The sequence below is a fragment of the Ferrimonas senticii DSM 18821 genome, assembly GCF_000422665.1.
GTDB classification, from domain to species: Bacteria; Pseudomonadota; Gammaproteobacteria; order Enterobacterales; family Shewanellaceae; genus Ferrimonas; species Ferrimonas senticii.
This window is the reverse complement of record NZ_AUGM01000013.1, coordinates 95658-108684: the sequence shown is the minus strand read 5'-3', so window position 1 is coordinate 108684 and position 13027 is coordinate 95658. Positions and strand designations below refer to the sequence as shown.

Sequence of the window (13027 nt, the reverse complement as noted above, 5' to 3'; positions counted from 1 at the left end):
GCAAATATGGCTGGCGCTTATTTGCTCAGTTGCAGCAACAGGCTGTTTAGCTGAGACACGAACTCAGATGGATCTTTTAAGCTACCGCGTTCTGCCAGAGTGGCTTGGCTCAGCAGCAGGTTGGCCCACTGCTCAAAGCGCTGCTCATCTTGCTCGTCCGCCAGTTTTTGCACCAGTGGGTGCTCTAGGTTGAGCTCGAATACTGGCTTTTGCTCTGGCACCTGCTGGCCCATCGCTTCCATCATCTTCACCATCTGCGAAGACATGTCGTACTCACCGGCAACGATACAGGCTGGCGAGTCAGTCAGACGCTGAGAGATCTTCACCTCTTTCACTTTATCGCCCAAGGTGTCCTTGAAGCGATCCAGCAACGGCTTGTTCTGCTCGGCTTGTTTCTCTTGCTCGGCTTTCTCTTCATCGGACAGATCATCCAGGCCTAGATCGCCCTTGGTGACCGATACTAGCTGCTTGCCATCGAAGTCGGTCAGGTGCGATACCAGCCACTCATCGATGCGCTCCGACAGTAGCAGCGCTTCAATGCCTTTTTTCTTCAGCACTTCCAGGTGTGGGCTGTTCTTAGCGGCGCTGTAGGAATCGGCGACGATGTAGTAGATCTTGTCCTGACCTTCCTTCATCCGCTCAACGTACTGCATCAAAGAAACGTTTTCGCTGGCACTGTCGTTGTGAGTTGAAGCAAAACGCAGCAGCTTGGCAATCTTCTCTTTATTGGCCATGTCTTCGGCAGGGCCTTCTTTTAGAACGTTACCGAACTGGCTCCAGAAGGTGGCGTATTTGTCTTCGTCTTTGGCCAGCTTATCCAGCATCCCCAGTACTCGCTTGGTCAGCGCGGTGCGCAGCGATTGGGTCACTTTGTTGTCTTGCAGGATCTCCCGAGAGACGTTCAGCGGCAGATCGTTGGAATCAACCAAGCCTTTGATAAAACGCAGGTACTGCGGCAAGAACTGCTCCGCTTCATCCATAATGAATACCCGCTGCACGTACAGTTTCAGGCCGTGCTTGTTGTCGCGGTTCCACATGTCGAACGGCGCTTTGGATGGCACGTACAGCAGCGAGGTGTACTCTTGCTTGCCTTCCACCTTGTTGTGCGACCAGCTCAGCGCGTCTTCCCAATCGTGGGAAACGTGCTTGTAGAACTCTTGGTATTGTTCGTCGCTGATGTCGGATTTGGACTGCATCCACAGCGCGGTCGCTTTGTTAACCGCTTGCCACTGGCCTTCGGTGGCAGGAATGGTTTCGCCATCTTCCTCACGCTCGGCTTCGCCCTGTTGCCACATCTCTACCGGAATGGAGATGTGATCGGAGTACTTAGACACGATGCTCTTTAGACGCCACTCATCCAAGAACTCTTTTTCATCGTCGTTCAGGTGCAAGATGATGTCGGTACCGCGGCCGGCTTTGTCGATGTCGGCGGTGGTGAACTCGCCTTGGCCGTTCGACTGCCACTGCACCGCTTGGGTGCTGCCGGCAGCGCGGGTGTTTACGGTTACCTTATCGGCCACGATAAAGGCGGAGTAGAAACCGACACCGAACTGGCCAATCAGCTGGGAATCTTTGGCAGCATCACCGGACAGATTTTTGAAAAATTCCGCGGTACCGGATTTGGCGATGGTACCTAAGTTGGCGATCACCTCATCTTTGGTCATGCCGATGCCGTTATCGGAGATGGTCAGAGTGCCAGCGTCCTTATCAAACGACAGACGCACCCGCAGTTCGCCATCGCCTTCGTACAGGCTGGCATCCGACAGCGCTTTGTAACGCAGCTTATCGGCGGCGTCGGCAGCGTTGGAGACCAGCTCACGCAGGAAGATCTCTTTGTTGGAATACAGGGAGTGGGTTACCAACTTCAGTAGCTGGGCAACTTCTGTCTGAAAACCGTGGGTTTCTTGCTGCACGGACATGGGTTTCTCCTGAAAAACATGCATTGAAATAGTTAGTCCCCAAAGAGATGGGGACAGCTAGCGGATTTTCAATACCCTGTTTTTCAGGAATATTCACCGTGGCGATAGAGCCGCCACAAACTGGCGTTAGCCAGCACCTGCTCAGCCACCGGCGCTATCGATAAGGTCGCGCCATCAAGCCGTATCTCGCTGGACTTGTTAGCGCTGCAGGCCTGGTGCTGGGCATAAGCTATACGCTTAGCCAGCAAGCGGTTGCTGGCGCTGAGCTGCCCCTGTTGAAAGTGCAATTGCGATTGTTCGGCTAACGCCTGCCGCAGCGCCGGATCCACATAGGCCGGTACCCCATTAGCGCGTACCACCGCTTGACCGATGGCGCCGGCGGTCAGTGGCGGCGACAAATTGAGTCGCTTAAGTCGCTGGCTAACCTGCTCGGCCAACAGTTGGGTTAGCCCTAAAGCACGGCGCAGATGACCGACGACTTGGGTTAGAGAGTCGAGTTGACGCTGATCAAAATCTTGCTGCTCGGCGCCGCGGTGCAGCGCTAATAACATGTCGCCCTGCTCGCCCGAGAGCACCACTCCGGTATGAAAGTGGGCATCAAGCGCCTGGCACAGTTTGGCAACCTCGGTTTGGCGCGGCGCTGCCGTACTAATCCCTCTAAGCGCATCACTTGATTGGGCAGATTGTGTACCTGCCAGTACCACGGATCGTGCTGACGCTGCGACAAGTAACTGTTGATGATACCGGGGTCGACATCGCTGCCACAGGCAATCGGCATGCTGTAGTCACAGCCTAAATCCACCAAAAAGCCACCACTGGCACCTAAGTGCCGACGCAGTTGCTCCAACCATTGGTACCAGTTGCCATCGATGGCGGCATCAAAGGCCCCTTCGATAATATCGCCCACCACGTGCTCATCCATGCTGTTGCTCTCATCGTCCTTAACTGACACCACAAGGTATCGTTGGCGAATAGCGCAAACAACGGAAAAACTTGGGGAACTGCTGTGGATAAGTTGAGTAAATTTCGACCAGATCAAAACCTATCAATTCGCCAGTTTTTTTCGACAAAAAAAACGGGGAACCCGAAAGGTTCCCCGTTTGTGAGCAGCTGCTGCCGCTACAGTTGGCGACGGCCAGAAAACGACAGCGCCAAGGTGGTGCCATCGACATACTCCAATTCGCCGCCGACCGGCACACCGTGGGCAATGCGGCTGACACTGACCTGATAGTCTTTGGCGATATCGGCAATGTATTGCGCGGTTGCATCGCCTTCGACGGTAGGATTGGTGGCCAAGATCACTTCGCTCCAATCGCCCTGCTTTAGCAGTTGCTCAAGGGTATCAAGGCCGATGTCATCAGGACCAATGCCGTCCAGTGGCGACAGATGCCCCATCAACACAAAGTAACGACCGCTGTATTGCCCGGAGGATTCAATCGCCAACATATCGGCTGGCGACTCTACCACGCACAATTGGCCAGATTCAGCACGCTTAGGGTTGGTGCAGATCTGACACAGGGTTTGCTCGGTGAACGTGCGGCACTGCTGACAGTGACCGACGTCGCTCATGGCACGAGTTAACGAGTTGCCAAGCTTGGCACCGCCAGACCGATCGCGTTCCAACAATTGAAACGCCATTCGCTGCGCCGAACGTGGTCCTACCCCTGGCAAACATTGCAAGGTAGCGATCAGCTCATCAACCAGTGGACTGAATTTCATCGGTTAGAACGGCATCTTCATGCCAGGTGGCAGCTTCATGCCACCGGTCACTTCCGCCATCTTGGCTTTTTGACCTTCTTCGATGCGACGAGCGGCGTCATTGAACGCCGCAGCGATCAGATCTTCCAGCATCTCTTTGTCGTCTTCCATCAGGCTGTCGTCAATTTCGACGCGGCGTACGTTGTGGGCGCCGTTGATGGTGATCTTCACAAGGCCAGCACCGGATTCACCGGTCGCTTCCATCTTGGCGATCTCTTCTTGGGCTTTTTGCATGCGCTCTTGCATCTGCTGGGCCTGCTTCATCAGGCCGCCCATTCCACCTTTACCAAACATAGTAATCTCTCAATTTGGGGGAAAAATCGGGACAAAGTGTACCTGAACCAGTCAGGCCGACAAGGGGTTAGCCCCGGCTTGGCTTTGTCCCAGCCAATTTCTGTGACGCTAGACCTGCACGCTTAGCCGTTATAAGCGACGGAATCTTCCAACAGGTAGGCATCCAATTCGTTAGCAAACCACTGCACCACCGGATCCGCTTGCAGATCCACCTTAGCCTGCTCCAGCTTTTCACGCTGACGGCGACGGCGGATCTCCAGCGGCGTTTCTCGATTCGGCATCGGGTTGATCTCGATCCGCAGGCTGACCGCTTGCTGCCATAGGGTTTCCAGTGCCTGCTGCAATGGCCCAACAACGCTATCGCTGTTCAAGTGGCGCTGCTCTGGGCGCAGATTCAACACCACCTGTTCGCCATCTCGTTGCAACACCGAATTGATCGCCAACTGTCGAGGTCGGGCCCCAATGCCTAACCGGCCAATGGCGCCATACCACTGCATATCCAGCTCGCGTTCTTCGTCGGCAGCCGGCACGGTTAACGGCAGATCCGCGGCAACCGGCGCGGCGACAACCGCGCTCGGTGCCGTGGCTGGCGGCGTTTCGATCTGCTGCGGCCGCTGACCAATTGGCAGCATTGGCTCTGGGGCCTGCTGCTGCGCAACCGGTTGCACTGCTGGGGCATCATCCAATGCCCACGGCGGCGGATCGTTGTCGACTGCCGGCGCTGGCTGCTGCCGCTGCGGTGGCCGGGCTAAGGTTCGTGGTGCTGAGCTTGCTGACGCCGCAGTCGGCGCTGCGGCATCAGCCTTTCCCGGCGCGTCCTCACTAGGCTGTTCATCAACAGCAAAGTGCTCACGCTGCGCCTTCTCCTCCGCCAAAATCTGCTTCATCAGTGCCAACGGATCGCTGTCATCTACTGCCGCTGAGGCTGCGGTCGGTGCGGCTGGCGATGGCTGATAATCCTCTGGCTGATAATCATCAAAGTGCTCGGCCGCTTGCGACATCAGCAGCTCTTGCTCGGCGTCCATCGCCGCCAACATCGCCGCCTCATCCTGATACTGTGGTACCTCTGGCTGCAGAGGTTGTGGACGACCTTGGCTATCGGATCCCGATTGAGCTAACTGCTGCGCCTGCCTTTCTAAGGCGATCTGCTCTGCCGCCAATGCTTCTTCGGCAGAGATCGCCGCGGTGTCGGTCATCGGCTCTGGTTTGGTCATGGTCATGGTCGCGGCGGTTGCCACTGGCGCTGGCGCATCAACTGACGCCGAAGTCGCTTCGCTGGCGGTTGCCGCCTCTGCCACGGTGGTCGATGCTGCCGCTTGGACATGGGCAACCGCTGCCGGAGCCAACACTACCGGAGTAACTTGCTTAGCTTGCATCGGTGCCACTTCGACCGCCGGAGCAAACGCCAACGCCCGCAACAGCACCATCTCCAGACCGCTGCGGGGATCTGGCGCTAACACCAGATCACTGCGGCCTTGAATCAAAATCTGATACCACAGTTGCACCTGTTCGCGATCCAGCTGTGACGCCACCCCTTGCAGTACATGGTTATCAGCCAACTCAGAATGCGGCTTAAGATTGAATTGCAGCAGCGCCAGTTGATGCATCAGCGCCGCCAGTTGCCGCAATAACTCATCGTGGTCTGGGGCGAACTGTTCAACCTCTTCCAGCACTTGCAACAGTTGCGCTGGCTCACCGGCACACAGACCATTAAGCAGCTGCAGCGCATAACGACTGTCGATGGTGCCCAGCATTCCCTGTACTTGAGCCAGAATTAAGCTGCCAGCGCCATGGGCAATCGCTTGATCAGTCAGACTCATGCCATCACGTACTGAACCGTCGGCGGCGCGAGCGATCAGATCCAGTGCCGCCGATTCGTAGCTGATCTGTTCAGCATCCAGTACCGTCGCCAAGTGTTGGCTGATGCGCTGCGGCTGCACGCTTTTGAGGTTGAACTGCAAGCAACGGGACAACACCGTGACCGGCAATTTTTGCGGATCGGTGGTCGCCAGCAGGAATTTGACGTGCTCTGGCGGCTCTTCCAAGGTCTTTAACAGCGCATTAAAGCTGTGACGCGAGAGCATGTGCACCTCGTCAATCAGGTACACCTTAAAACGGCCACGCACCGGCTGGTACTGCACGTTGTCAAGGATCTCGCGGGTGTCATCAACCTTGGTGCGCGAAGCAGCATCGATCTCCAGCAGATCGACAAAACGACCCTGGCTGATCTCAACACAGCTATCGCATGTGCCACATGGGGTAGCGGTAATGCCCTGCTCACAGTTCAATCCCTTAGCCAGCAAACGGGCGATCGAGGTTTTACCAACACCACGGGTGCCGGTGAACAAATAAGCGTGGTGCAGACGGTTATGCTGCAGCGCGTGAGTCAGGGCTTTAAGAACGTGTTCCTGCCCGACCACTTGTTCAAAAGAGGCTGGTCGCCATTTGCGCGCCAAAACCTGATAAGACATGAAATACCAGTCGATATACTTACAAAACTGCCTGTGAGAGTACCATTGGGCGGCCAAAAATCCGAGTCCGACACTGGCCTTTGCCATAAATAAAAAGGCCGCAACCCTAGGGTTGCGGCCTCGCGTCAGTCATGTTTTGGTTGTTAGAACAACAGGTGTGCTGCTGCGGCGATCACTGGCAGCGAAACCAGGGTACGCAGCAGGAAGATCACAAACAGTTCCCAGGCTTTTACCGGCACCCGCGAGCCCAGCAATAACGCACCAATTTCAGACATAAAGATCAGCTGAGTCACCGACAGCACCGCAATCACAAACTTGGTCATGTCGTTGTCGATGGTGCTGGCCAGTACCGATGGGATAAACATATCGGCAAAACCAACCACCATGGTCTCTGACGCTTCTTTGGCGAATGGGATCTGCAGCAGTTCCAGCAGCGGCACAAATGGGGCACCCAACCAAGCAAAGATTGGCGTGTATTCGGCGATGATCAGGCCCATGGTACCGATTGCCATCACCACTGGTAGTACGCCAAACACCATATCAACGGCGTTTTTCAGGCTCATCTTGGCAACACTGCGTAAGCTGTCCACTTCCGCCGCCACGTTCAGCGCATTTTGGTAGCCAAACTGCCATACGTTTTGCCCTGCTGGCAGCGCTTCAATATCAAATTCACGCTGGCTGCCATCAATCAGCAGGTCTTTTTTGTTCGACAGCGGCGGCAGACGCGGCACGATCAGGGCGCACACCAGACCCGCCGCACAGACGGTCAGGTAGAACGGCACAAACATATCTTCCAAACCTACCTGAGCAATCACCACCAGCGAGAAGCTGATAGATACCGCCGAGAACGTGGTGCCAATGATCGCCGCTTCCCGCTGGGTATAGAGTTTGTCTTCATATTGCTTGGAGGACATCAACACCCCAACCGAGCCATCACCGAGCCATGACGCCAAACAGTTGATCGCCGAACGACCTGGTAGGTTAAACAACGGACGCATCACCCGCGTCAGCAGGCTACCGACCAATTCCAGCAAGCCAAAATTGGTTAGCAGCGGCAACAACGAGCCGGCAAACAGAAACACCGCAAACAAGGTTGGCATCAGATCGTTAAATACGAATGCACCAGTGCTGCCGCCTTTGATCATCTCTGGACCAAAGCCAAAGGTGATCATCAACACAAACAGCGCCGCCAGCACTCGGATCACAAACCACACCGGAGTTGGGTTAAGCAAGCCATCAAGAAAGGCGTTTTGTAATACCGCTTTCGGTTTGATCAGCTTGACCACAATGCTGGCCAGCGCGGAACTGATGATCACCACCGCCACCAGCGGCTTAACCGAATCACCAATCAATCCCAGCAACCAATCTTTAAGCATCGCGATTGGAATGGTGAAGTTGCCCTCATACGGGATTGGGGTCATAAACAGGAACATCCCCAGTAGGGATGGCAGCAGGAACATCAAAATGTTCCGAGTGGTGTTATTGGTCATGTTATCGAGAGTCTGCGGCAGTCGTTTGCATTAGCTTCGGTTGGGCTTGAATAGCCATTCATTTTCGAAGCCTATTTTGGAGCGGTATGCTAACGCCTAGTGCTGCAATTGAAAAGGGCGCCGAAGCGCCCCTTGTTGATACAGATCACAGTGTTACATTCAGCTTTAACGGGTAATTATTCACAACAGCCGTTTGCATAGCGATGCGCTCTGAGGTTGCTAGTGCTACTGGCTGCCGTTGCGGCGCATCAATTGCTCTAACAGGTTTGGCGGCACACCCTGAATAGTTATGGTGTCACGCACTGGATCCCATTGAACTCGTTCACCTAAATGTTGCGCGTCAAAGCTGATGGACACCCCACCACCGGTGCCAGCGAACTTCTTCAACTGGCGCAGGGTGCTTTGATCCGCAGGGAACTCCTCGGCCAAGTCGTAGCTGCCATCCGAGGTAAACTGGTGGAAGGATTCCAAACCACGATCGGCAAACTCATCGGCAATGTCCCGCAGTTGCACGGTATCACCAACGGCGATCTGCGCTTTACAGTAATCAAATACCGCATCGCGGCACTGTTGCTGCTCGGATTTATCCAATTCCGCTTGACCAACATAGTCGTCTACCGCTTGCATCAACGCTTTGTTCTGCTTTTTAGCGTCGATGCCCTCAATGCAGCCCATAAAGTCCAAGAAGAAATCAGCAATCTTGCGGCCAGCACGTCCCTTAACAAAGGAGATGTACTTCTTTGAGGTCGGATCGGCTTTCATTTCGGTCAAGTCGATGCGCGCGGTCAGCTGCATATTGGACAGGTCTAAGTGCTCCATCCCCTGCAGTTCCATCTCTGACGACACCGCCACCGATGGCTTGGCCGACATCAACGACACGAACAGGTATTGGCTGGCAATGTGGCTGTAGTGCGCCAGCAGCAGATAGCCGCCGGTAGCAAACTCATATTTAGCCAGTTCCTGTCCCAGCAATTTACCCGCCTCTGCAGTAAACTCGACAAAGCCCAGTTCACCGCCTTGCCACTGGTGTAGCGCCTGCTCGAATGCTTCATTGGCTTCACCAGCCGGCGAACCGTCTTCATTCAGCGGTACTCCGAAGTGGCCATAACCCTTACCGGCTTTGGCGGTGTATAGACGGTGCAGTTCGGCTATCAAATCATCAGCAGCCAAAGACTGTTTCAGTGGCTGGGCCCGCAGACGGCACTCCAACTGGCCCGCACTGTCCTGATGGACGGTGTGGATAATCGCTTGGTCGATTTTAATACTCATAGGATGGCAATAGAGGTCAGCTGTAAAAGCGAGTATTATATCGCGCCGATTTTACAACATCACAGGAAATCCCCATGGCTATCGTTTCAAAATACAGCAACCAACAGGTAGAAGAACTGTTGGCGGATCTGCTGGCGGTGCTGGAAAAACACAAAACCCCAACCGATCTGGCGCTGATGTCGCTGGGCAATGCCGCGACTATCGTCATCAACAGCAAAGTTGCGCCAGCGAGCCGCGCCGCCATCGCCAAGCAGTTCGCCGCCGCCCTGCAGGCGTCCGTTGCCGCTGGTGACGACGCGTAAACAATTAAATTTGCTGGCTGGATAACCAGCAATATTCACCGTAGGATAGTTGCCACCATTAAGGCTTGAAGCCATAACATGCCATTTAGCGAACACAGCAAAGATCATGTATCGCCGCTGATCCTCTGGGGTCACTGGTTCACCTTTATCAATATGCTTTTAGCGATGCTGGTTGGCAGTCGCTATCTGTTCGTGCATGGCATGCCAGAAACGCTGCTTGGGCAGTTCTACATGGCGATCAACTTGGTCGGCCACAGTGCATTTTTGGCCTTTGCGGTCTATCTGTTTGTGCTGTTTCCGCTGACCTTTGCGCTGCCGTTTTCGCACATTTTGCGCGGCGTCGCAGCGGTTATCGCCACCGCAGGGCTGACCTTGCTGGCCTTCGATGGTGAGATCTATTCCCACTATCGGCTGCACCTCAATCCGTTTTTGCTGGATATCGCCAGTACCGATATCACCTCGCTATTGGACTCAACCATTTTAGCGGTGGTACCGGTCGCCCTGCTGGCACTGCAATTAGTGATTGCCAACGGCTTATGGAAGCGGTTGGATAAGGTGCGCCGTAAGCGGATGGGCAACAAAGTGGTGGCGCTGTTGCTAAGCTGCTTTGTTGGTTCCCATCTTATCCATATCTGGGCTGATGCCACCGGCTATCGGCCGATTGTCGCCCAAGACAAGATTTTCCCGCTGCACTATCCGGCCACCGCCCGCACCCTAATCCAAGAACAGGGGCTGATGGACGGTCGCGAATTAGGGGTGTTGCAATCCTCTCCCGGCGACAGTGCATTACTGCATTACCCATTGGCACCGCTGCAATGCCATGCAGAGCGAACCCCCGATGTACTGATGGTGCTGGTTGAAGGCTGGCGCAGTGATATGGTCAGCGCCGAAACCATGCCATTTCTGACCAAGCTTGCCGGTCAAAGCCATTGGTTTAAGCGCCACAGTGCGGCCAGCAATCAGGCCGATATCGGCTTATACAACCTGCTCTATGGCATGTTGCCCAATTACCAAGAGCCGCTGGCGCTGGATCAATCTGCCCCGGTACTGACGGCGCAGTTGCTGGCCAACGGCTATCAGCTAAATCAATTCGGCCTAAGCATCAACAGCAGCAACCTGCACTGGCTTAGCGGCATTGAGCAAATTGCCAGTGAAGGCGATGCGGTGACCGCCGAACGAGACATCAATGTGGTTAACAGTGTGATCGCCACCATCGCCAATCACAACCAACCACAAGTGAACATCGTTGGCCTGCGCGCTCCCGCGGATTACAGCACCCCTATCGGTTATCAAGGGATGCCAACCATCCGCGCCGATTTTGAACTGAATGCTGCCCAGTTGGTGCTGTTCAACCAATATCGACAGTCGCTGCGATTTATCGACGGCCAGTTGCAACGGCTAGTCGCGGCCGCTGGCGATGACACCCTGTTGATCATCACCGGCAACAACGGCCACCGCTTTTCCACCGATATGCGCGCCAGCGACAGTAACGATTTCAGCATCGCCGCCACCGCCACGCCGCTGTTGATCCGCTGGCCACACCAACCAGCGCGAGAGATCAACTACCAAACCAGCCACTACGGTTTGGCACCGGCGCTGATGACGCAACTGCTCGGCTGCACCAACCCCAGCAGCGACTACAGCTTAGGCGCCGATCTGTATCAACCAAACCCACGACCTTACTTGGTAATGGGCAACAGTCGCGCCTTTGCGGTGCAAACCGACAGTGCCACCACCGTGGTCGATAACCGGGGCGACTACCGGATGTTTAATCACGACTACCAGCGCCAAAGCGACGCCAATTTGGACGTGCAGACCCTACTGCAGATGATGGAAGAAGGCGGCCGCTTCTTGGCTCAATAGACCAAAGTGCGCAAACAAACGTCAGTTAACTCAAAGGCCTATTGCAATTTCGCGGTCGCCCTTTAAGATTGATTTCGAAGTCGGCCAGTAGCGCAGCCAGGTAGCGCACTGTCATGGGGTGTCAGGGGTCGGAGGTTCAAATCCTCTCTGGCCGACCACTAATTCAGATTAAGCCCGCAGTTCATCGAACTGCGGGCTTTTTCGTGTTTGCATTTATATCGCCTCAGACACTTGTCGGTCGGCAACGTTATTCAATTACAGTTTGTGACGATTTATTGACCAATTAAACACCCTGCTTTAATATCAATACTGTAACGCCATTAAGATTTCACAGTGTCCTCGCAGTCATAAAGTGACTTCACTCACGAATCACCAATCAAAATTCGCCACCACTCTGAGCAATCCTGTGAATTCACACGCTTTCACTTTAGTAATGTAATCACCATCAAACATCATTGTTGCGGCAACGTTATCACGCAACCAATGTGACGTCGTTTAATTTCATCAGTTGCCCAATTTAACCTTTTGTTTTCACCAATTTTCCCGCGTTTTCACGATTTTGGTCAGCGATCACAAAACCCCAGTGACGAACGGAAATCAGCAGGGGCTGGATTTATATTTTCGCCATCAAAACGCAGGTTAGTCTGCATCAAGGTTAAGGTGAATTAAGGTGAAAAAATCAATCTTCAAAGTAGCTGCACTGTCTCTCGCGATGCTGACTGCCGGCGTAAGTGCCAAAGACTACGAGATCGTTAACGTGGTTAAAGTGGCCGGCATTCCATGGTTCAACCAGATGAATAAAGGCGTTGAACTGGCCGCCACCGACTTGGGCGTAAACGCACGCCAAGTGGGCCCATCTACCCCAGATCCAGCGCAGCAGGTAAAGATCATCGAAGATTTGATCGCCAAAGGCGTGGATGCCATCACCGTGGTACCAAACGACGTAACCGTGCTGGAGCCAGTATTTAAGAAGGCGCGCGAGCAAGGCATCGTGGTACTGACCCACGAATCCCCAGATGGCCACGGTGCCGATTGGGATATCGAGACCCTAGATAACGCCGCTTACGCCAAAGCGACCATGGATGAACTGGCTAAACACATGGGCGGCAAAGGCGGTTACGCGGTTTACGTTGGCTCGCTGACCGTACCACTGCACAACAACTGGGCGGATCTGGCAATCGCCTACCAGAAAGCAACCTACCCAGAGATGTACGAAGTCACCTCGCGGATGCCAGTGGCTGAAAGCGTCGATGCCTCTTACGCCGCCACTAACGATCTAATGAAAGCCCACCCAGATATGACCGGCATCGTATCTTACGGCTCTTTGGGTCTGATTGGCGCCGGTGAAGCAATTAAGAAAAAGCGCGCTAAGAACAAGATCAACACCGTTGGCATCCTGATGCCAAGCCAAGCAGCGCCTTACCTGATGCGCGGCGAAATCGACAAGGGCTTCCTGTGGAACCCTGCGGACGCCGGTTACGCGCTGGTATCGGTAGCCAAGATGATGCTGGATGGTCAGCAGGTCAAAAACGGCCTTGAGATCAAGAACCTTGGCGCCGCTGAAGTGAACAGCGACACCCGCGTAGTGAAGTTCAACAAGATCCTCGAAGTGGACAAGAACAACGCCCGCAGCCTCGGCTTCTAAGCGCTGACAATGGCCA

At 54.5% G+C, this 13027-nt stretch carries 11 protein-coding genes and 1 tRNA gene; 4 read left to right on the top strand and 8 right to left on the bottom strand.

Annotated features, from left to right (window positions below; all coding sequences use genetic code 11):
* Positions 1-17: 17 nt before the first annotated feature.
* From htpG to yejK, 8 genes are all read right to left on the bottom strand, one after another.
* Positions 18-1919 carry a molecular chaperone HtpG gene (htpG, locus tag G506_RS0109750; protein ID WP_028116700.1) on the bottom strand — a complete coding sequence of 634 codons (1902 nt, stop codon included), beginning with the start codon at positions 1917-1919 and terminating at the stop codon, positions 18-20.
* An 83-nt stretch (positions 1920-2002) separates the two neighbouring features.
* Positions 2003-2470, bottom strand: a complete 468-nt coding sequence (locus G506_RS0109745) for a hypothetical protein (RefSeq protein WP_035387213.1) — start codon at positions 2468-2470, stop codon at positions 2003-2005.
* Positions 2461-2871, bottom strand: a complete 411-nt coding sequence (locus G506_RS0109740) for a hypothetical protein (protein WP_156904861.1) — start codon at positions 2869-2871, stop codon at positions 2461-2463. The genes G506_RS0109745 and G506_RS0109740 overlap by 10 nt, the downstream gene beginning before the upstream one ends.
* A gap of 167 nt (positions 2872-3038) precedes the next feature.
* Complete coding sequence (gene recR / locus G506_RS0109735) at positions 3039-3638, bottom strand: recombination mediator RecR (RefSeq protein WP_028116697.1); 600 nt, start codon at positions 3636-3638, stop codon at positions 3039-3041.
* Between the two features lie 3 nt (positions 3639-3641).
* A complete protein-coding gene (locus G506_RS0109730) occupies positions 3642-3971 on the bottom strand; it encodes a YbaB/EbfC family nucleoid-associated protein (RefSeq protein WP_028116696.1) in 330 nt (109 codons plus the stop codon).
* Between the two features lie 122 nt (positions 3972-4093).
* The gene (gene dnaX / locus G506_RS19425; protein ID WP_169628094.1) at positions 4094-6442 is read right to left on the bottom strand and encodes a DNA polymerase III subunit gamma/tau; all 2349 of its coding nucleotides are present in this window, start codon (positions 6440-6442) and stop codon (positions 4094-4096) included.
* Between the two features lie 143 nt (positions 6443-6585).
* Positions 6586-7902 (bottom strand): nucleoside recognition domain-containing protein, encoded by a 1317-nt coding sequence (locus tag G506_RS0109720; RefSeq protein WP_035387230.1) that lies wholly within the window; start codon positions 7900-7902, stop codon positions 6586-6588.
* A gap of 255 nt (positions 7903-8157) precedes the next feature.
* The gene (gene yejK, locus G506_RS0109715) at positions 8158-9201 is read right to left on the bottom strand and encodes a nucleoid-associated protein YejK (RefSeq protein ID WP_028116694.1); all 1044 of its coding nucleotides are present in this window, start codon (positions 9199-9201) and stop codon (positions 8158-8160) included.
* 74 nt (positions 9202-9275) lie between these two features.
* Between yejK and G506_RS0109710 the strand changes: the two genes are divergently transcribed.
* The 4 genes from G506_RS0109710 to G506_RS0109695 all read left to right on the top strand — a co-directional run bounded on the left by G506_RS0109710 (position 9276) and on the right by G506_RS0109695 (position 13011).
* A complete protein-coding gene (locus G506_RS0109710; protein ID WP_028116693.1) occupies positions 9276-9503 on the top strand; it encodes a YejL family protein in 228 nt (75 codons plus the stop codon).
* A gap of 78 nt (positions 9504-9581) precedes the next feature.
* A complete protein-coding gene (locus G506_RS0109705) occupies positions 9582-11366 on the top strand; it encodes a DUF3413 domain-containing protein (protein WP_028116692.1) in 1785 nt (594 codons plus the stop codon).
* Positions 11367-11447: 81 nt separating this feature from the next.
* Positions 11448-11524, top strand: a tRNA-Pro gene (locus tag G506_RS0109700).
* Positions 11525-12036: 512 nt separating this feature from the next.
* Entirely contained in the window at positions 12037-13011 is a 975-nt protein-coding gene (locus tag G506_RS0109695) for an autoinducer 2 ABC transporter substrate-binding protein (protein ID WP_028116691.1), read from the top strand.
* The last annotated feature ends 16 nt before the right edge of the window (positions 13012-13027 follow it).

Coding starts and splice junctions, on each gene's coding strand:
- htpG (WP_028116700.1), bottom strand. CDS start 1,919: ATGTCCGTGCAGCAAGAAACCCACGGTTTTCAGACAGAAGTTGCCCAG.
- G506_RS0109745 (WP_035387213.1), bottom strand. CDS start 2,470: ATGTTATTAGCGCTGCACCGCGGCGCCGAGCAGCAAGATTTTGATCAG.
- recR (WP_028116697.1), bottom strand. CDS start 3,638: ATGAAATTCAGTCCACTGGTTGATGAGCTGATCGCTACCTTGCAATGT.
- G506_RS0109730 (WP_028116696.1), bottom strand. CDS start 3,971: ATGTTTGGTAAAGGTGGAATGGGCGGCCTGATGAAGCAGGCCCAGCAG.
- dnaX (WP_169628094.1), bottom strand. CDS start 6,442: ATGTCTTATCAGGTTTTGGCGCGCAAATGGCGACCAGCCTCTTTTGAA.
- G506_RS0109720 (WP_035387230.1), bottom strand. CDS start 7,902: ATGTTCCTGCTGCCATCCCTACTGGGGATGTTCCTGTTTATGACCCCA.
- yejK (WP_028116694.1), bottom strand. CDS start 9,201: ATGAGTATTAAAATCGACCAAGCGATTATCCACACCGTCCATCAGGAC.
- G506_RS0109710 (WP_028116693.1), top strand. CDS start 9,276: ATGGCTATCGTTTCAAAATACAGCAACCAACAGGTAGAAGAACTGTTG.
- G506_RS0109705 (WP_028116692.1), top strand. CDS start 9,582: ATGCCATTTAGCGAACACAGCAAAGATCATGTATCGCCGCTGATCCTC.